This window comes from Dokdonella fugitiva (assembly GCF_014138265.1).
Classification (GTDB): Bacteria; Pseudomonadota; Gammaproteobacteria; order Xanthomonadales; family Rhodanobacteraceae; genus Dokdonella_A; species Dokdonella_A fugitiva_A.
Window position 1 is genome coordinate 1 of record NZ_JACGXL010000004.1, and the last position, 17,393, is coordinate 17,393.

The following is a 17,393-nucleotide window of genomic DNA, read 5'->3' on the forward strand; positions in this document are numbered from 1 at the left end:
GAACTCCGCGGTGAATCGCTGACGCTTCTCCATCGAACACCTCCGTGCGAGGATTGTCCTCGCTTTCTGGTGTCCGAAAAATCAGGGGTAGTCCAGAGGCATTTTTTCGCGAAATGCCCGATGCGCGACCGACGAAACCCGAAAAAATGCCTCCGTCCCCTTTTCGCATCGCCGTGCTCGCCTCCGGGCGCGGCTCGAACCTGCAGGCGCTGATCGACGCGCGGCGCGCGGGCACGCTGCCGATCGAACTCGTGCTCGTCGCGAGCGACAAGGTCGACGCGTACGCGCTGCGGCGCGCCGAGGCGGCCGGCATCCCGACGCTCGCGCTCACGCCGAAGTCCGCGCCGACGCGCGCCGCCTACGACGCCGACCTGTTCGCGCGCGTCGCCGCGGCCACGCCGGACCTGATCGTGCTCGCCGGCTTCATGCGCATCATCGACCCGGCCGTGCTGGTGCCGTGGGCGGGGCGCATCGTCAACATCCATCCGTCGCTGCTGCCGAAGTACCCCGGACTGCACACGCACCGCCGCGCGATCGAAGCCGGCGACGCACTGCACGGCGCGACCGTGCACTACGTGACCGCCGAACTCGACGGCGGCCCGCCGATCGCCTGCGCCGAAATCCCCGTGCACGCGGGCGACACGCCGGAGCGGCTCGCCGAGCGCCTGCTCGTCGAAGAACACCGCCTGCTCGTCGCCTGCATCGCCCTCATCGCGGCAGGCCGCATCACCCTCGACGGCACCCGCGTGCGCCTCGACGGCGCCGCGCTGGCCACGCCACTGCGGCTCGGTACGGACCCTTGGTGAGCTGAAGAGCTGGAAAGATTGAAACACGAAGGACACGAAGGACACGAAGGAAAAGCAAGAAGATTTCAGAGATTGAAACACGGAGCACACGGAGCACACGGAGGAGGAGCTTTCAAATAGGAAAAGCTCTTCCTTACCTGCTTTCTCCGTGTGCTCCGTGTGCTCCGTGTTTCAAGCTTTTCCTGATTCCGCTTTTCCTTCGTGTCCTTCGTGGTCCTTCGTGTTTCAATCTTCGCTCTGCACGTTTCGTTCAGGGAACCGTAGCGATACTGCAGCGTCTGTCGTCCCGAAGGCCACCATGAAGATTCCGTTCGTCGCTGCCGCACTGCTCGCCTTCGCCGCGCCCGTGTTCGCCGCCGATGCGATCAAGCCGTTCCACGCCGAGTACGCGACCTTGCGCAACGGCGACGAGATCGGCCATACCACGCTCGACCTCGCCGACAACGGTGACGGCAGCTGGACCCTGCGCAGCGAGACGCGCGGCACCTCGGGGCTCGCCAGGATCGCCGGCATCCACATCGTCGAGACCTCGCGCTTCCGCTGGAAGGATGGCCGGCCCGAGGCGCTCGCCTACGACTACAAGCAGGAAGGCGCGTTCAAGCAGCGCACGCGCCACGCCGCGTTCGACTGGCAGGCCGCCGCGGTCGCGGTGAACGAAGGCGGCCAGGATTTCCACTACGCGACCGTGCCGGGGCTGATCGACCGCCAGTCGGTCACGCTCGCGCTCGCCAGCGACCTCGTGCACGGCGCGACCGCGTTCGAGTACCCGGTCGCGGTCAAGGATCGCGTCGAGACGATGCGCTACCGGCGCGGTGCGGTCGAGACGCGCAAGGTGCCGGCGGGCGAGTACAAGGCGCAGCTCATGCAGCGCGACGGTGAACCGGGCGAGGACCGCAAGCGCGTCGCGCGCAGCTGGTTCGCCGAATCGCTCGGCTGGCTGCCGGTCGAGATCGAGCAGACCGAGAAGAAAGGCGACACGGTCACCTTGCGCCTCGTCTCCGTGCGCTGACGCCGCCCGCCCCGCCGGGGCGACGCGACTGTTCGGGTTCGGCGCGTTTTTCCGTTTCCCTCGATGCAGGCCCGCGGGCGTATGCTCGCGTGGCGGTTGCGGCACGGGGAGAGCGCGCAATGGCGAAGACGGCGGTGGCTAAGATCCTACTCGCGCTCGGCGCGAGCCTCATGCTGGCGGGCGCGGTCGCCGGCGCGGAAGCGCCCGGCACCGACTACGGCTGGCCCAACCTCACCGATTTCCTCAAGCAGCTCATCGCCAAGGTCGGTGCGCCGGTCAAGGTGTACAAGCTCGCGATGGACCGCGACGGCAAGGTCGACCTGTGGATCCAGGACCAGGCGCATCCCGACCTCGTCGACAGCTGGGAATACGACCACGGCGCGATCGAAGGCCCGATCCCGGTCAAGTTCGACCACTACCCGTCGATCGCCGCGCTCGACCACCACGTGATCGAGCTGACCACGATCGACTTCCCGCGCCTGCCGGCGATGCTCGCCACTGCGCGCACGAAACTGGGCCAGCCCGACGCGCGCGTCGTCTTCATCGAACTCGAACGCGGCGACTCGAGCGGTTTCATCTCGGTCACCGACACGCCGATCTGGACCATCGCCCTCGACTCGCCGCGCCACGACGGCCGCGTCGAGTTCGACCTGCAAGGGAGGGTGCTCGATGTCGACAAGGACTGAGCTGCACTACGCGTTCGCGCTCGCCGCGCTGTGCGCGCTCGACGTCGCCGCGGCCGACGCGCCGGTCGCGCCGGCGCATCCGCTCGACGCGCCGGCCGCGCTCAAGGCCGCGTTCGCCGAACGCATCGGCCACCCGGTGAACGTGCTGAGCTTCGGTTTCGGCGAACACTACGCGCAGGCGCTCGTGCAGAACGCGGCCGCGCCCGACGAGTTCGACGAGTACGAGGCGGTGCCCGGCCGGCCGCTCGAACCGGGCCGGCCGAAGAAGGCGGGCGAGGTCGATTGCCGCAAGAAGATCGCGTTCGCCGCGCTCGACCTCGACGCGGGCGCACGCGCGCTCGCGCAGGCGCGCGCCGCCGCGGCGGCGAACGGCTACAAGACGCCCGACAACGTCACCCTCGGCGCCGACGTGTTCTGCAACGACTTCGGCTGGCGCGCGATCCTCACCAGCGACGCCAACGACGACGCGATGCTGCAGATCGTCTGGGCCCCGGACGGCACGTCGCCGAAGGCGCAGGAACTGCACGACGGCGGCTGGCGCAAGGTCGACGTCGCGAAGCTGCTCGCCGGCAGCGCCAAGGTCGCACCCGCCGCGCCGAAGGCGGAACCGAAGACGGTCGCGGGCGACGGCCGCAAGCGCGATTTCCGCCGCGGCATCGACGCCGACCTCGCGCGCCTCGAGGCCGAGGTCGGCGCGCCGCTCGGCTTCAAGCACATCGGCATCGACCGCACGCAGCTCTCGGTCGACGTGTTCCAGAGTGCCAACCGCAAGCGCGTGTCGACCTGGCTCGTCGGCGACGACGGCGCGATCAAGCTCTGGCGCGAGGACGACACGATCCCGTTCGACTGCAACAAGCCGTTCGCGGCCGGCGATTTCCCGCTCGCGCAACTGCCCGACCTGGTCGCCGACGCGCCGTCGCGGATTCCGCCGATGCCGCAGGCACAGGTCAAGGACGTCGCGGTCTACCGCAGCGGGCTGTGCGGCAGGCCGCACGTCTACATCAAGCTCGAGGACGAGCGCGGCTACGGCAACGTCGAGTACGACGAGCGCGGCCGCCTCGTCAGCGCGCAGATCCAGTAGGGCGGTACGCGCGCAGCGCGTGCCGCCGGTGCGCCCCCACGCCTTTTGTGGGAGCGGCGGAAGCCGCGATGCTCTCGCTGGGTGTGGCGAAAGAGCATCGCGGCTTCCGCCGCTCCCACAGATGAAGGACTACGCGGGCAGGCGCCGGATATGCGCGCCGAGGCCGCCGAGCTTTTCCTCGATGTTCTCGTAGCCGCGATCGATGTGGTAGATGCGGTCGATCAACGTGTCGCCGCTGGCGACGAGGCCGGCGAGCACGAGCGACGCCGACGCGCGCAGGTCGGTCGCCATCATCGGCGCGCCGGACATCTTCTCGACGCCCTTGATGATCGCGCTGTTGCCCTCGAGCTGGATGTCGGCGCCGAGGCGCTGCAGCTCGAGCGCGTGCATGAAGCGGTTCTCGAACACCGTCTCGGTGATGATGCCGACGCCTTCGGCGACGCAGTTGAGCGCGGTGAACTGCGCCTGCATGTCGGTCGGGAACGCCGGATACGGCGCGGTCGTCACGTTGACCGCCTTCGGCCGGCGGCCGCGCATGTCGAGTTCGATCCAGTCGTCGCCGGTGTTGATCTGCGCGCCGGCGTCCTCGAGCTTGGACAGCACCGCGTCGAGCGTCTTCGGCCGCGCGTGCTTGGCGGTGACCTTGCCGCCGGTGATCGCGCCGGCGACGAGGAACGTGCCCGTCTCGATGCGGTCGGGCAGCACTTCGTAGGTCGTGCCGGACAGGCGTTCCACGCCCTCGATGACGAGCGTCGCGGTGCCCGCGCCGCTGACCTTCGCACCCATCGAGTTGAGGCAGTTGGCGAGGTCGACGACCTCGGGCTCCTGCGCCGCGTTCTCGATGATCGTGGTGCCGTGCGCGAGCGCGGCGGCCATCATGAGGTTCTCGGTGCCGGTGACGGTGACGAGATCCATGTTGATGCGCGCGCCCCTGAGGCGCTTCGCACGCGCCTTGATGTAGCCACCCTCGACGCTGACCTCGGCGCCGAGCGCCTGCAGGCCCTTGAGGTGCAGGTCGACCGGGCGCGAGCCGATCGCGCAGCCGCCCGGCAGCGAGACGACCGCTTCGCCGAAGCGCGCGACCAGCGGGCCGAGCACGAGGATCGACGCGCGCATCGTCTTGACGAGGTCGTACGGCGCGAAATAGTGGCGCGCCGGGCGTGGATCGACGTGGATCTTCATGCGCTCGTCGATGACGAGCTCGACGCCCATCTGGCCGAGCAGTTCCATCGTCGTCGTCACGTCGTGCAGGTGCGGCACGTTGCCGATCGTGACCGGGCCGTCGGCCAGCAGGGTCGCGGCGAGGATCGGCAGCACTGCATTCTTCGCGCCGGAAATCCACACGTCGCCGTTGAGGGGCTGTCCCCCGTTGATCACGATCTTCGCCACGTTTTCTGCTTCTCCTGACAGGCAATCCGTGCCCGGACCAAAGGGCGGCCATCCCGGCCGCACGGGGTTTTTCCGCGGCATCCATGCCGGCATGTGGAGCGGCCTTCCTGGCCGCACGATTCGATGCACGCCGCCCGGCGCGGGCGCCCGCGCTCAGCCGCGCGCGGCTTCCTCGGGGGTGAGCGTGCGCAGCGACAGCGCGTGGATCGCGCCGCCCATGAGGTCGCCGAGCGTCGCGTAGACCATGCGATGGCGCGCGAGCGGCAGCTTGCCGGCGAACGCCGGGCTGACCACGAGCGCCTCGAAATGCACGCCGTCCGGGCCGTGTACCTCGACCTTCGCCTCCGGCATGCCTTGCTGGATCAGACTCTGCACGGTCGAACTGTCCATCTTCTGCGTTTCCTCGGGCGATCGGCGGACGGGCGGCGGGGCGCCGCGTGCGACGCTGGGGCCGCATGACCCGTCCTGTAGCCGGCCTGCCGGACCAATCCCGGCGGGGAAGCAGCTACAATGGAGGCGGCGCATGGTACTCAAAATCCTTGGGCAGCGCAGAAAACCCGACGTCTTCCACGCCTATGCGGCCCTCCACCTCGTCACGATGAACGCCCCGATGCTCGCCGCCGCCCGCCCCCTGAGCAATCCGCTGCTCGACGCGACTGCCCTCGTGCGCAGCGCCCAGGCCGTGATCGCGACCGAGGCGCAGGCGATCGAGGCGCTGCACGGGCGCATCGACGCGAACTTCCTGCGCGCCTGCCAGCTCATGTTCGAGTGCAGCGGCCGCGTGGTCGTCTCGGGGATGGGCAAGTCCGGGCACATCGCGCGCAAGATCGCCGCGACGCTCGCCTCCACCGGCACGCCCGCGTTCTTCGTGCATCCGGGCGAAGCGAGCCACGGCGACCTCGGCATGATCACGCAGAAGGACGTCGTGCTCGCGCTCAGCAATTCCGGCGAGACCGACGAGTTGCTGACGATCCTGCCGCTGATCAAGCGCCAGGGCATCCCGCTCATCGCGATGAGCGGCAACAACGGTTCCTCGCTCGCGCGCCTCGCCGACGTGCACCTCGACACGAGCGTGCCGGCCGAAGCGTGCCCGCTCGGCCTCGCGCCGACCTCCAGCACGACCGCCGCGCTCGTCATGGGCGACGCGCTCGCGATCGCGCTGCTCGAGGCGCGCGGCTTCACCGACGAGGACTTCGCGCGCTCGCACCCGGCCGGCAGCCTCGGCCGCCAGCTGCTGCTGAAGATCAGCGACGTCATGCACCGCAACGGCCAGATCCCCTCGGTCGGCCCCGACGTCACCCTCACCGAGGCGCTCGTCGAAATGACGCGCAAGGGCCTCGGCATGACCGCGATCGTCGACCCGGCCGACCAGCGCCTGCTCGGCGTGTTCACCGACGGCGACCTGCGCCGCGCGGTCGACGACGACGACATCGACCTGCGCACGACGCCGGTCATGCGCCTGATGACCCCGCAGCCGAAGACGATCACCGCCGACAAGCTCGCGGTCGAGGCGGCGCAGCTCATGGAAGCGCACAAGATCCACGCCCTGCTCGTCGTCGATGCGGACAACCGCGTGGTCGGCGCGCTCAACATCCACGACCTGCTGCGCGCACGCGTGGTCTGACGCCCGGCGGTAGCCGGCGGCGGCGGACACCCCTATCATTCCGTGCACCGACGCGACCGCGTCGGGATGCCCGTTCCCGCCGCCGAACCCGCCATGCTGCCCAACGACCTGCCCGCCGACATCCGCGAACGCGCCGCGCGCGTGAAGCTCGCCGTGTTCGACGTCGACGGCGTGCTCACCGACGGCAAGCTCTGCTTCACGGCCGACGGCCACGAGATCAAGGCGTTCAACGTGCTCGACGGGCTCGGCTTCAAGCGCCTGCTCGCCAACGGCATCGAGGTCGCGGTGATCACCGCGCGCCTCAGCCACGTCGTGACCGAGCGCATGGCCGCGCTCGGCGTCGCGCACGTCTACCAGGACCAGCAGGACAAGCGCGCCTGCCTCGACGAACTGCTGCACGCGCTCAAGCTCGACGCGAACGACGTCGCCTACACCGGCGACGACCTGCCCGACCTCGCCGCGATGCAGAAGGTCGGCCTCGCGATCGCGGTCGCCAACGCGCATCCGTGGGTGCGCGAGCGCGCGCACTGGCGCACGCGCCTGACCGGCGGCAACGGTGCCGCGCGCGAAGTGTGCGACCTCCTGCTCGGCGCGCAGGGACGCGCGGAGTCCGAGCTCGCCGCGTTCCTGCGCTGAACCGCCGATGGAGCGCCGCTACTGGGTCATCGTGTTCGTGCTCGGCCTGCTCGTGATCGGCACGGAGGCGCTGCTCTGGCTCGTGCGTGACCGCACCAACGCGCAGACCTTCGCCGGCCCGCCACGCTCGGACTACACGCTGAGCGACTTCACGCTCGACGCGCTCGACTCGGCAGGCAAGCGCACGTTCCAGGTCAGCGGGCCGCGCCTCGCGCGACGCGGCGACGACGGTTCGATCTTCGTCGACGCACCCGACTACACGCTCGTCGACGGCGCCGGCCATCCGTGGACGGGCACGTCCGAATCGGCCTGGGTCAACAAGGACGGCACGATCATGAAGCTGCTCGGCCACGTCGAGATGCATCGCGCCGGCGACGACAAGTCCGAGCCGGTCGACGTCGTGACGAGCGACCTCACGACCTGGCCGAAGGACAAGAAGATGGAAACCGCGGCCGCGGCGACGATCACCCAGCCCGGCTCTATACTGCGCGGCACCGGCCTGCGCGGCGACCTCAACGACAAGACCCTGGAGCTCCTCTCCGATGTCAGCTCGACCCTGCAATCGAGGCACGCGCGCGACGGCGCGCAATGACCGCGCGCTGCGCTTGCTCGCCGCGTTGCTCGCCTGCGCCGCGGTTCCGGCCGCGCACGCGCTCAGCAGCGACCGCGAAAAGCCGATGGACGTGACCGCGGACTACTCGAAGATCAACCAGGGCAAGGACAAGCAGCCGGGCACGACCTACCTGCGCGGCAACGTGCGCGTCGTGCAGGGCACGATGAAGGCGAACGCGGCCGAGGCGACGATCCACCAGAAGTCGAACGGCGACGTGCTGCGCGTGGTCATGAACGGCAAGCAGGCGCACGTCGAGCAGCAGCAGGACGGCGGCGGCACGATGACCGCCGACGCCGACCAGATCGATTTCAACAACGAGACGAGCATCGCCGTGCTGACCGGCGACGTGAAGGTCGTGCAGGCCGGCCGTGGCGAGTTCCACGGCGAAAAGATGACCTACAACACCAACACCGGCGAGATGGAGAGCGGCGACACCAGCGGCAACAGCCGCGCGCACATCATCCTGCAGCCGAAGGCGAAGCCGGCGGGCGAGGCGAAGCCGGCCGCGTCCAAGCCCGCCGCCGACGGCAAGACGGACGAGAAGCCCGCCGACGACAAGGGCGCGCCGCGCTGATGCTGAGCGCGTCCGGACTGCGCAAGAGCTTCCGTGGTCGCGCCGTCGTGCGCGACTTCGCGTTCCACCTGCGCCAGGGCGAGATCGTCGGCCTGCTCGGCCCGAACGGCGCCGGCAAGACCACCTCGTTCTACATGATCGTCGGCCTCGTCGCCGCCGAGACCGGCGCGATCCGCATCGACGAGCGCGACGTCACCGCGCTGCCGATGCACGCGCGCGCGCGCCTCGGCGTCGGCTACCTGCCGCAGGAACCGTCGGTGTTCCGCCGCCTCAGCGTCGCCGACAACATCCTCGCGATCCTCGAGCTGCGCGACGACCTCGACGAAGCGGGCCGCCAGGGCGAACTCGAGGCGCTGCTCGACGACCTGCAGATCGGCCACATCGCGGGCCAGAAGGGGATCAGCCTGTCCGGCGGCGAGCGCCGCCGCGTCGAGATCGCGCGCGCGCTCGCGGCGAAACCGCGCTACATGCTGCTCGACGAGCCGTTCGCGGGCATCGATCCGATCTCGGTCGTCGACATCCAGCGCATCGTGCGCCAGCTCAAGTCGCGCGGCATCGGCATCCTCATCACCGACCACAACGTGCGGGAGACGCTCGGCATCTGCGAGCGCGCGTACATCATGAGCGAAGGCAGCGTGCTCGCGCAGGGCACGCCGGCGGAGATCCTCGCCAACGAGCAGGTCCGCGAGGTCTACCTCGGGCGCGAATTCCGCATGTGAGCGGGCGCCCGTGAACGCCGTCACGTGCGGACGGCGCTGGCGATTCCGTGGAGATTCCGCCGGTTGCGGCGCCGCGTCAAGACCTGCCCTCGACCGATCTTTGGCGCTAGGATGACCGAAACGCCACTTGGCACGTTTTCGGCATGAAACCCGCTCTCCAACTCCGCCTCGGCCAGTCGCTGGCCCTGACGCCACAGCTGCAACAGGCGATCAGGCTGCTGCAGCTGTCGCGCATGGAGCTGGAGCTGGAGCTCAATACCGCGCTCGAATCGAACCCGCTGCTCGACATGACCGAGGACGGCGGCGAGGGCGAGGACGGCGAAGGGTCCGACGAGCTCGATGCCGTCGACGAGGCGCCGGCGGAGTCGGCCGACGAAGAGCCGCCGCTCGACATCGACGTCGACCCCGACCCGACCGACTACCGCGGCAGCGGCGCGACCGACGAGGACGGCCTCGAACCGCAGGACGCCGAGATCGAGGACCTGCGCGACCACCTGCTGTGGCAGCTCAACCTCACGCCGATGTCGCCGCGCGACCGCGCGATCGCGACCGCGATCATCGAGGCCGTCGACGACGACGGCTACCTCGCCGAAAGCGACGACACGATCCGCGACGCGCTCGCCTCGCTGTACACCGTGACCCCGGAGGAAATCGAGTCGGTGCGCCATCGCGTGCAGCACTTCGACCCGGTCGGCGTCGCCAGCCGCAACCTGCGCGAATGCCTCGCCGTGCAGCTCGACGCGTTCGACGTGCAGACGCCCGGGCTGTCGCTCGCCCAGCTGCTCGTCGCCGACCACCTCGAAGCGCTCGCCCGGCAGGACCGCGTGCGCATCTGCCAGCGCCTGCAGACCGACGAGGCGGAGTTCGAGACCGCGCTCGCGCTGATCCGCTCGCTCGTGCCCAAGCCTGGCGGCTCGTTCGCGAGCACGAACGCCGAGTACGTCGCGCCGGACGCCTACGCGCGCAAGGTCAGCGGCCGCTGGCAGGTCGCGCTCGCGCCCGGTTGCCAGCCGCGGCTGGGCATCAACGAGCACTACGCGAGCCTGATCGCGAAGGCGCGGCGCGAGGATGCGAGTTACCTCAAGGGCCAGCTGCAGGAAGCACGCTGGCTCATCAAGAGCCTGAAGACGCGCGCCGAGACGATGCTCAAGGTCGCCGGCGCGATCGTGCGCGCGCAGGAAGCGTTCCTCGAGTTCGGTGCGGAGGCGATGCGCCCGCTCGTGCTCAAGGACGTCGCCGACGAGATCGGCATGCACGAATCGACGATCAGCCGCGTGACCACGCGCAAGTTCCTGCACACGCCGCGCGGCACGTTCGAATTCAAGTACTTCTTCTCCAGTGGCGTCGGCACCGTCGACGGCGGCGCCGCTTCGGCGACCGCGATCCAGGCGATGATCAAGCGACTCATCGACGAGGAGCACGCGACGCGGCCGATGTCCGACCAGCTGCTCGCGACCGAGCTGAACCGGCGCGGCATCAACGTCGCGCGGCGCACGGTGGCGAAGTACCGCGAGGCGATGAACATACCCTCATCGAACGATCGCAGCCGGCTTGGATGAGCGCGCGGCGCCACCACGTACGGAATTGACCACCACGCGAATACGGAGGGAACGAAGGCATCGATCGAAGTGTCGGAATGTTGGAGCCGCCGCCCGCCGACGATCTGCGTGCGGTGTTCGAACCAGGGCCGCGGCGTCGCCGCGCCCGTCCAGCGAGGAGTCAGTCATGCAGATCAACGTCAAGGGTCACCAGGTCGAAGTCACCGCCGCGTTGCGCGATTACGCCGCCGGCAAGTTCGAGCGCGTCACGCGCGTCTTCGACCACCTGCATGACGTCACGGTCGTGCTCGGCATCGAGAAGCTGCTGCACAAGGCCGAGGTCACGCTGCAGCTCTCCGGCAAGACCCTGCATGCGGACGCGACTGCACCCGACATGTACGCGGCGATCGACGCGCTCGTCGACAAGGTCGACACGCAGTTGCGCAAGCACAAGGAAAAGCTGACCGACCACCACGCGGAATCGGTACGCTCGACGCGGTACAGTTGAGGTTCGTCCGCCCGGATCCCGCGCCCGCCCATGCCTTTCCTCGACTTGCTGCCCGCCGAGCGGGTGCGGACCGACCTTGCCGCCGCCGACAAGGGCGGGCTGATCGAGCAGCTCGCGCGACTGCTCGCCGGTGACGGTGACCCGGCGATCGCGCGCGACGCACTCGCCGCGCGCGAACGCCTCGGCAGCACCGGCCTGGGCCACGGTGTCGCGATCCCGCACGGGCGCAGCGCGAAGATCGACGAGGCGTGCGCAGCGTTCGTGCGACTGGCCGCGCCGGTCGACTTCGGCGCCGACGACGGCCGACCGGTCGATCTGGTCGCCGCCCTGCTCGTGCCCGCGCATTTCACCGACCAGCACCTCAAGCTGCTGGCCGAGCTGGCGGAATTGTTCTCCGACGTCGAAGTGACTCGGGCGCTGCGTTCGGCGCCGGATGCGACCGCCTTGCGCGCGGTGCTCGAACGAGGCCTCAGGGCCGACGGCTGAGGGCCGGATCGCCCGGATCGGCCGGACGGACAGCGGCGGGCACTGGGCATGCCTTACACTTCGTCGTCGCCTCGACACGCCGGTGCCATGGCCGCTTCCCGCCTCCAGTCCCCAGCCCTGCCCGCCGCATGGATCGCCTGACCGCGCGCCAGCTCTTCGACGCCGTGAGCGAGCGCCTGTCGCTGCGCTGGATCGCCGGCCTGCGCGGTGAACAGCGCGCGATCGAGACCGGCGACACGCTCGAACGCCGGCCGTCCCTGGTCGGCTACCTCAACATCATCTACCCGAACAAGGTGCAGATCGTCGGCACCGAGGAACTCAAGTACCTCGACGGCCTCGATTCGCGCCAGCGCTGGGAGACGGTCGAGAAGATCGTCGCGTACCAGCCGACCGCGCTGCTCGTGAGCAAGGACCAGCCGGTGCCGGCCGACCTGCGCCAGGCCGCGGAGGAATCGAACACGCCGCTGTGGATCAGCCCCAAGCGCGGGCACGAGCTGCTCACCTACCTGCAGTACCAGCTCGCGCGCACGCTCGCGCGCCAGGTCACGCTGCACGGCGTGCTCATGGAGGTGTACTCGATCGGCGTGCTCATCACCGGCGAGAGCGGCACCGGCAAGAGCGAACTCGCGCTGGAGCTGCTCACGCGCGGCCATCGCCTCGTCGCCGACGACGCGCCCGAGTTCACCCTCATCGCGCCGGACGTGATCGACGGCACCTGCCCCGAGATGCTGCGCGACCTGCTTGAGGTGCGCGGCCTCGGCGTGCTCAACGTGCGCGAGATGTTCGGCCACACCGCGGTCAAGCCGTCGAAGTACCTGCGCCTGATCGTGCACCTCAAGCCGCAGAAGCTCGACGCGCCGCACGGCGACGCGATGACGCGCCTGACCGGCGACGTCGGCTATCGCGAAGTGCTCGACGTGCACGTGCCGCAGATCACCATCCCGGTCGCGCCCGGTCGCAACATCGCGGTGCTCGCCGAAGCGGCGGTGCGCAGCCACATGCTGAAGAGCAAGGGCTTCGACCCGGCGCAGACCTTCATCGACCGCCAGGCGCACCAGATGCGCCGCCTGCCGCCATGGTAGAGACCGTGACCACGACGGCGCCCGTCGACGGCGCGCACGCGAGCGGCCCCGACCAGCTCATCGTCGTCAGCGGCATGTCCGGTTCGGGCAAGACGGTGGCGCTGCGCACGCTCGAGGACCTCGGCTACTACTGCGTGGACAACCTGCCCGCGGCGCTGATGCCCGCGTTCGTGCAGGCGCTGTCGCATTCGACCGTCGGCCACCGCAAGCTCGCGGTCGGCGTCGACGTGCGCAACCGCGCCGAGAACCTCAACCGCCTGCCGCAGATCCTCGCCGAACTCGCGCGCTCGGACATCGGCTACCGGCTCGTGTTCCTCGACACGCGCGACGACGTGCTGATCAAGCGCTATTCGGAGACGCGCCGCCGCCATCCGCTGTCCGGCGAAGGCCTCGGCCTCGCCGAGGCGATCGCCGAAGAGCGTCGCCTGCTCAAGCCGATGCTCGCGCTGGCCGACCGCGTCGTCGACACCAGCGACCTCAACGTGCACCAGCTGCGCCGCCTCGTCATCACCGAGATGGGGCTGACGCCGGGCGCGATGACCTTGCTGTTCGAATCGTTCGCCTATCGCCGCGGCGTGCCGACCGACGCCGATTTCGTGTTCGACGCGCGCTGCCTGCCGAACCCGCACTGGGACTCGAAACTGCGCCCGCTGTCGGGCAAGGACGCGCCCGTGCGCGAATGGCTCGAGGCGAAGCCCGAGGTGAAGCAGTTCGGCGACGACCTGCTCGCGTTCCTTTCCACCTGGCTGCCGCGCTTCGAGGCGGACGGCCGCAGCTACGTGACGATCTGTCTCGGCTGCACGGGCGGGCGCCACCGCTCGGTGTATCTTGCCGAACGCCTGGCCGAGCAACTGCGCCCGCGCTACGGCCAGGTCCTGACGTACCACCGGGAGATGGAGTGATGAAGGCCGAGCATCGGATATCGGGAATCGGGGACCGGGGAAGCGCCTGCCGCTTCGCCGCTCGCGTTCGAGTCCCCGGCGGCCCTTCGCTCGGGAGGCCATGCCCATGAGCGTCGGCGTATTGCTCATGACCCACGAATCGATGGGCGCGGCGCTCGTCAACGCCGCGCGCCACGTGCTCGGTCGCTTGCCGCTGCCGGTCGAAGTGCAGGAGGTCGCCGCCAACGCGGATCCCGACCAGATGCTGCGCGCGGCGGCCGCGAATGCGCGCGGCCTCGACCACGGCGACGGCGTGCTCGTGCTGTCGGACCTGTACGGCGCCACGCCGTGCAACATCGCGCAGCGCCTGCCCGACCTCGGCGTGCGCATGCATTGCGTGTCGGGATTGAACCTGCCGATGTTGCTGCGTGTCCTCAACTACCCGGAACAATCGCTCGACGAGCTCGCGCAGACCGCCGCCAGCGGCGGCCGCGGCGGCATCGTCGTCGACACCCCCTGAAACGCCGCGCACGGACGACGCGCGGCCGCCGCCACCGAACGACGGATACACCATGCTCGAGAAGGACATCACGATCAGCAACAAGTTGGGGCTGCACGCGCGCGCATCGGCGAAGCTCGTGCAGGCGCTGCACGAGTTTCAGTCGAGCGTGTTCATCGCCTGCCGCGGCAAGGAAGTCAACGCGAAGAGCATCATGGGCGTGATGATGCTCGCCGCCGGCCTCGGCACGCCGATCCGCCTGCGCGCCGACGGCGTCGACGAGGAAGCGGCGATGAACGCGATGGTCGACCTGTTCGAGCGCAAGTTCGACGAAGGCCAGTAGCCATCGACGGCGCGGCGACGGCACCGCCGCGGCGGTGCCGCGATGCGGGTGCGGATGACGGGAAGCCGGTCCGCGGATTTTCGACACGGAGGATGGAAAGCGCGTGCGACTCGTACTGACCGGCCTCGGCGCATCGCGCGGAATGGCGCTCGGTCGCGCACGCCTCGAACAACCGAGCCGCTACCTCGTCGACGACCGGCCCCTCGCGGAAATCGAGGTCGAGGCCGAAGTCGAGCGGCTCAAGCACGCGATCGCCGCGGCGCGCGACGAACTCGCGCTGCTGCGCGACAAGGTGCACGGCGCGATGGCGCGCGAAGTCGCCGAGTTCATCGACGCGCACAGCCTCATGCTCGCCGACCGCGAGCTCACCAGCGGCCTGTTCGACCTCATCCGCGTCGGCCGCTATCGCGCCAGCGCCGCGCTCAAGATGCAGAAGGATCGCCTCGTAGCCGTGTTCGAGGCGATGGACGATCCGTACCTGCGCAGCCGCAAGGAGGACGTCGAACACGTCATCGCGCGCGTGCAGGCCGGCCTGTCGCGCGAGTCGAGCCGCGCCGAGCGCCAGCTCGCCTCGCGCGTCGGCGAGATCCTGATCAGCGACTCGGTCGCGCCGTCCGAGCTCGTGCCGCTCGCCGAGCACGGCGTGCTCGGCGTCGTGCTCACCTCCGGCAGCCAGGTCTCGCACAGCGCGATCCTGTCCCGTTCGCTGCGCCTGCCGATGATCGTCGCCGCGCACGATGCGCTCGCGCGCATCCAGGACGACGACCTCATCCTCGTCGACGGCGAGCGCGGCGAGGCGATCGTGCACCCGGCCGCGCCCGACCTCGCGCGCTACCGCACCTGGCAGCGCGACATGGCGCACAAGGGCAAGCGGCTCGCGCTGCTGCGCGACGTCGACACGCGCACGCGCGACGGCGTGCCGATCGCGCTGTACGCGAACGCGGAGTCGGCCGCGGACGTCGCGCAGGCGCGCGCCTGCGGCGCCGCGGGCATCGGCCTGTACCGCACCGAATTCCTGTTCCTGCAGCGGCGCGAATTGCCCGACGAGGACGAGCAGTTCCTCTGCTACCGCGACCTCGTGCTCGGCATGGGTGGCCTGCCGGTGACGATCCGCACGCTCGACCTCGGCGCCGACAAGGCCGACTCGAGCGGCCTCGCGCTCGACGACGAGGAGAACCCCGCGCTCGGCGTGCGCGGCGTGCGCCTGTCGCTGCGCCACCCGCAACTCATGCGCACGCAGCTGCGCGCGATCCTGCGCGCGTCCGCCTACGGCCCGGTGCGCGTGCTGGTGCCGATGGTGTCCGCGGCGGAGGAGATGGCGAGCGTGCGCCACCTGCTGCGCGACTGCGCGCGCGACCTGCGCTCGGCCGGCCACGAGATCGCCGAGAACGTCGAACTCGGCGCGATGATCGAGGTGCCGGCCGCGGCGATCGCGCTGCAAGGCATGATCCGCGACCTCGATTTCGTCGCGATCGGCACCAACGACCTCATCCAGTACACGCTCGCGGTCGACCGCAACAACGACCAACTCGCCAATCTCTACGATCCGCTGCACCCGGCCGTGCTCAAGCTGCTCGCGCAGACGATCGCGGTCGCCCAGCGCGCCGGCAAGCGCGTCAAGCTGTGCGGCGAAATGGCCGGCGACCGCCGCTACACCGCCTTGCTGCTCGCCCTCGGCCTGACCGACTTCAGCATGCACCCGGCCGTGCTGCTGGAGATCCGCGAGGCGATCATCGGCCTCGACCGCGCCGCGCTGCGCGCGCACGCCAACGCGCTGCTGCGCGCGCCGACGCGCGAGCGCATCGGGCGCGTGCTCGCGCGGATGGGCACGCCGTAGCACGGTCGACCGCGCGGTAGCCGACCGTCGCGCGGTCGCACGCGGGTTCCCGCCGGCCTTCCGGGCATGAAGCGCGGGCCGACGCATGGCATCATGCGCGCTTATGCCCGCCCCCGCCCTCCTCCATCGCATCGCCGCGCGCGTCGTCGCCGACGCCGAACGCCACGCGGCCGCGTTCGCGCGGCGCGATCCGTTCCGCCATGTCGTCATCGACGACTTCCTCGACGCCGACTACGCCGCGGCATTGCTCGCGCGATTCCCGCCGTTCGAGCGCGGCAACGCGCGCAACGAGGCGGGCGAACTCGGCGGCAAGTCGACGGTGGAGCGCATCCGCGGCCTCGGCGAATCGTACGCGCAGCTCGACGACCTGGTTCAGTCGGCGGAATTCCTCGACCTCGTCGGCCGCATCACCGGCATCCCCGACCTGCTCTACGATCCGGACTACTTCGGTGGCGGCACGCACGAGAATCGCGAAGGCCAGGACCTCGATCCGCACGTCGACTTCAACCGCCACCCGCGCGAACCATGGCACCGCCGCCTCAACCTCATCGTCTACCTCAACCGGGAATGGGAAGACGACTGGGGCGGCTCGCTCGAACTGCATTCGGATCCGCGCTCGCCGGACGATCGCGTCACGCTGGTCACGCCGCTGTTCAACCGCTGCGTGATCTTCGAGACCACCGAATGGAGCTGGCACGGCTTCGGACGCATCACGCTGCCGCCCGAACGGCGCGCGCTGTCGCGCAAGTCGATCGCGCTGTACTTCTACACGCGCGACCGCCCCGCCGAGGAACTCGCCGACGCGCACTCGACGATCTACGTCGACCGGCCGCTGCCGGATCGTTTCCGTGCCGGCTTCACGCTGGACGAACGCGACGTCGAGGAACTGCGCGTGCTGATCGCGCGCCGCGACCAGCACAACCAGCGCCTGTATCGCGACATCACGCGCCTGACGGCCGACCTCGAACGCTCGCAGGCGGCGCTGTACGGCGGACGCCTCGGTCGCCTGCGCTATCTCGCGCGCCGCCTGATGCGCCCGCGCGGATGATGCGCGGTGCACTGCGGCATCGGTGACGTCCACC

At 69.7% G+C, this 17,393-nt stretch carries 20 protein-coding genes; 18 read left to right on the forward strand and 2 right to left on the reverse strand.

The genetic code is table 11. The annotated features are described in order from the left end of the window. The first annotated feature begins 146 nt into the window (after nucleotides 1–146). The 4 genes from purN to FHW12_RS12580 all read left to right on the forward strand — a co-directional run bounded on the left by purN (nucleotide 147) and on the right by FHW12_RS12580 (nucleotide 3,582). On the forward strand, nucleotides 147–806 hold the full coding sequence (gene purN / locus FHW12_RS12565; RefSeq protein ID WP_182531385.1) for a phosphoribosylglycinamide formyltransferase: 660 nt from the start codon (nucleotides 147–149) through the stop codon (nucleotides 804–806). Nucleotides 807–1,104: 298 nt separating this feature from the next. After that, complete coding sequence (locus tag FHW12_RS12570) at nucleotides 1,105–1,815, forward strand: DUF3108 domain-containing protein (protein WP_182531386.1); 711 nt, start codon at nucleotides 1,105–1,107, stop codon at nucleotides 1,813–1,815. A 134-nt stretch (nucleotides 1,816–1,949) separates the two neighbouring features. Continuing rightward, nucleotides 1,950–2,501: a hypothetical protein gene (locus tag FHW12_RS12575; protein WP_182531387.1), complete on the forward strand. Its 552-nt coding sequence runs from the start codon at nucleotides 1,950–1,952 to the stop codon at nucleotides 2,499–2,501. Continuing rightward, nucleotides 2,485–3,582 (forward strand): hypothetical protein, encoded by a 1,098-nt coding sequence (locus tag FHW12_RS12580; protein ID WP_182531388.1) that lies wholly within the window; start codon nucleotides 2,485–2,487, stop codon nucleotides 3,580–3,582. Before FHW12_RS12575 ends, FHW12_RS12580 begins: the two co-directional genes overlap by 17 nt. Nucleotides 3,583–3,711: 129 nt before the next feature. On the opposite strand, the gene murA is transcribed toward FHW12_RS12580, so the two are convergent. Both murA and FHW12_RS12590 read right to left on the reverse strand, forming a co-directional pair. Then, the gene (gene murA / locus FHW12_RS12585; protein WP_182531389.1) at nucleotides 3,712–4,971 is read right to left on the reverse strand and encodes a UDP-N-acetylglucosamine 1-carboxyvinyltransferase; all 1,260 of its coding nucleotides are present in this window, start codon (nucleotides 4,969–4,971) and stop codon (nucleotides 3,712–3,714) included. A 153-nt stretch (nucleotides 4,972–5,124) separates the two neighbouring features. Next, nucleotides 5,125–5,361 carry a BolA family protein gene (locus FHW12_RS12590; protein ID WP_182531390.1) on the reverse strand — a complete coding sequence of 79 codons (237 nt, stop codon included), beginning with the start codon at nucleotides 5,359–5,361 and terminating at the stop codon, nucleotides 5,125–5,127. Between the two features lie 220 nt (nucleotides 5,362–5,581). On the opposite strand from FHW12_RS12590, the gene FHW12_RS12595 reads away from it, so the two are divergent. From FHW12_RS12595 to FHW12_RS12660, 14 genes are all read left to right on the forward strand, one after another. Further along, nucleotides 5,582–6,595 (forward strand): KpsF/GutQ family sugar-phosphate isomerase, encoded by a 1,014-nt coding sequence (locus FHW12_RS12595; protein ID WP_428993629.1) that lies wholly within the window; start codon nucleotides 5,582–5,584, stop codon nucleotides 6,593–6,595. Between the two features lie 93 nt (nucleotides 6,596–6,688). Further along, a complete protein-coding gene (locus tag FHW12_RS12600) occupies nucleotides 6,689–7,231 on the forward strand; it encodes a KdsC family phosphatase (protein WP_182531391.1) in 543 nt (180 codons plus the stop codon). A 7-nt stretch (nucleotides 7,232–7,238) separates the two neighbouring features. After that, nucleotides 7,239–7,823 (forward strand): LPS export ABC transporter periplasmic protein LptC, encoded by a 585-nt coding sequence (gene lptC, locus FHW12_RS12605; RefSeq protein WP_182531392.1) that lies wholly within the window; start codon nucleotides 7,239–7,241, stop codon nucleotides 7,821–7,823. Then, the gene (gene lptA / locus FHW12_RS12610) at nucleotides 7,774–8,418 is read left to right on the forward strand and encodes a lipopolysaccharide transport periplasmic protein LptA (protein ID WP_182531393.1); all 645 of its coding nucleotides are present in this window, start codon (nucleotides 7,774–7,776) and stop codon (nucleotides 8,416–8,418) included. Before lptC ends, lptA begins: the two co-directional genes overlap by 50 nt. Beyond that, nucleotides 8,418–9,137 (forward strand): LPS export ABC transporter ATP-binding protein, encoded by a 720-nt coding sequence (gene lptB / locus FHW12_RS12615; RefSeq protein ID WP_182531394.1) that lies wholly within the window; start codon nucleotides 8,418–8,420, stop codon nucleotides 9,135–9,137. Before lptA ends, lptB begins: the two co-directional genes overlap by 1 nt. A 143-nt stretch (nucleotides 9,138–9,280) precedes the next feature. After that, the gene (locus FHW12_RS12620) at nucleotides 9,281–10,696 is read left to right on the forward strand and encodes an RNA polymerase factor sigma-54 (RefSeq protein ID WP_182531395.1); all 1,416 of its coding nucleotides are present in this window, start codon (nucleotides 9,281–9,283) and stop codon (nucleotides 10,694–10,696) included. A gap of 166 nt (nucleotides 10,697–10,862) precedes the next feature. After that, complete coding sequence (hpf, locus tag FHW12_RS12625) at nucleotides 10,863–11,183, forward strand: ribosome hibernation-promoting factor, HPF/YfiA family (RefSeq protein ID WP_182531396.1); 321 nt, start codon at nucleotides 10,863–10,865, stop codon at nucleotides 11,181–11,183. A 30-nt stretch (nucleotides 11,184–11,213) separates the two neighbouring features. Then, nucleotides 11,214–11,669: a PTS sugar transporter subunit IIA gene (locus FHW12_RS12630; RefSeq protein ID WP_182531397.1), complete on the forward strand. Its 456-nt coding sequence runs from the start codon at nucleotides 11,214–11,216 to the stop codon at nucleotides 11,667–11,669. 128 nt (nucleotides 11,670–11,797) lie between these two features. Then, nucleotides 11,798–12,751, forward strand: a complete 954-nt coding sequence (hprK, locus tag FHW12_RS12635; protein ID WP_182531398.1) for an HPr(Ser) kinase/phosphatase — start codon at nucleotides 11,798–11,800, stop codon at nucleotides 12,749–12,751. Then, on the forward strand, nucleotides 12,745–13,653 hold the full coding sequence (gene rapZ / locus FHW12_RS12640) for an RNase adapter RapZ (RefSeq protein ID WP_182531399.1): 909 nt from the start codon (nucleotides 12,745–12,747) through the stop codon (nucleotides 13,651–13,653). The genes hprK and rapZ overlap by 7 nt, the downstream gene beginning before the upstream one ends. Before the next feature lie 106 nt (nucleotides 13,654–13,759). Next, the gene (locus tag FHW12_RS12645) at nucleotides 13,760–14,152 is read left to right on the forward strand and encodes a PTS sugar transporter subunit IIA (protein ID WP_182531400.1); all 393 of its coding nucleotides are present in this window, start codon (nucleotides 13,760–13,762) and stop codon (nucleotides 14,150–14,152) included. Between the two features lie 52 nt (nucleotides 14,153–14,204). Continuing rightward, nucleotides 14,205–14,474, forward strand: coding sequence for an HPr family phosphocarrier protein (locus FHW12_RS12650; RefSeq protein WP_182531401.1), 270 nt, complete (start codon nucleotides 14,205–14,207; stop codon nucleotides 14,472–14,474). A gap of 103 nt (nucleotides 14,475–14,577) precedes the next feature. Further along, nucleotides 14,578–16,311, forward strand: coding sequence for a phosphoenolpyruvate--protein phosphotransferase (ptsP, locus tag FHW12_RS12655; RefSeq protein ID WP_182531402.1), 1,734 nt, complete (start codon nucleotides 14,578–14,580; stop codon nucleotides 16,309–16,311). Nucleotides 16,312–16,414: 103 nt separating this feature from the next. Continuing rightward, nucleotides 16,415–17,359 carry a 2OG-Fe(II) oxygenase gene (locus tag FHW12_RS12660; protein WP_182531403.1) on the forward strand — a complete coding sequence of 315 codons (945 nt, stop codon included), beginning with the start codon at nucleotides 16,415–16,417 and terminating at the stop codon, nucleotides 17,357–17,359. Nucleotides 17,360–17,393 lie beyond the last annotated feature (34 nt).

Bases quoted from the DNA above. Each gene is read 5' to 3' on its own strand.
- purN (WP_182531385.1), top strand. From the start codon at position 147: ATGCCTCCGTCCCCTTTTCGCATCGCCGTGCTCGCCTCCGGGCGCGGC.
- FHW12_RS12570 (WP_182531386.1), top strand. From the start codon at position 1,105: ATGAAGATTCCGTTCGTCGCTGCCGCACTGCTCGCCTTCGCCGCGCCC.
- FHW12_RS12580 (WP_182531388.1), top strand. From the start codon at position 2,485: ATGTCGACAAGGACTGAGCTGCACTACGCGTTCGCGCTCGCCGCGCTG.
- FHW12_RS12590 (WP_182531390.1), bottom strand. From the start codon at position 5,361: ATGGACAGTTCGACCGTGCAGAGTCTGATCCAGCAAGGCATGCCGGAG.
- FHW12_RS12595 (WP_428993629.1), top strand. From the start codon at position 5,582: ATGCTCGCCGCCGCCCGCCCCCTGAGCAATCCGCTGCTCGACGCGACT.
- FHW12_RS12600 (WP_182531391.1), top strand. From the start codon at position 6,689: ATGCTGCCCAACGACCTGCCCGCCGACATCCGCGAACGCGCCGCGCGC.
- lptC (WP_182531392.1), top strand. From the start codon at position 7,239: ATGGAGCGCCGCTACTGGGTCATCGTGTTCGTGCTCGGCCTGCTCGTG.
- lptA (WP_182531393.1), top strand. From the start codon at position 7,774: ATGTCAGCTCGACCCTGCAATCGAGGCACGCGCGCGACGGCGCGCAAT.
- lptB (WP_182531394.1), top strand. From the start codon at position 8,418: ATGCTGAGCGCGTCCGGACTGCGCAAGAGCTTCCGTGGTCGCGCCGTC.
- FHW12_RS12620 (WP_182531395.1), top strand. From the start codon at position 9,281: ATGAAACCCGCTCTCCAACTCCGCCTCGGCCAGTCGCTGGCCCTGACG.
- hpf (WP_182531396.1), top strand. From the start codon at position 10,863: ATGCAGATCAACGTCAAGGGTCACCAGGTCGAAGTCACCGCCGCGTTG.
- FHW12_RS12630 (WP_182531397.1), top strand. From the start codon at position 11,214: ATGCCTTTCCTCGACTTGCTGCCCGCCGAGCGGGTGCGGACCGACCTT.
- hprK (WP_182531398.1), top strand. From the start codon at position 11,798: ATGGATCGCCTGACCGCGCGCCAGCTCTTCGACGCCGTGAGCGAGCGC.
- rapZ (WP_182531399.1), top strand. From the start codon at position 12,745: ATGGTAGAGACCGTGACCACGACGGCGCCCGTCGACGGCGCGCACGCG.
- FHW12_RS12645 (WP_182531400.1), top strand. From the start codon at position 13,760: ATGAGCGTCGGCGTATTGCTCATGACCCACGAATCGATGGGCGCGGCG.
- FHW12_RS12650 (WP_182531401.1), top strand. From the start codon at position 14,205: ATGCTCGAGAAGGACATCACGATCAGCAACAAGTTGGGGCTGCACGCG.
- FHW12_RS12660 (WP_182531403.1), top strand. From the start codon at position 16,415: ATGCCCGCCCCCGCCCTCCTCCATCGCATCGCCGCGCGCGTCGTCGCC.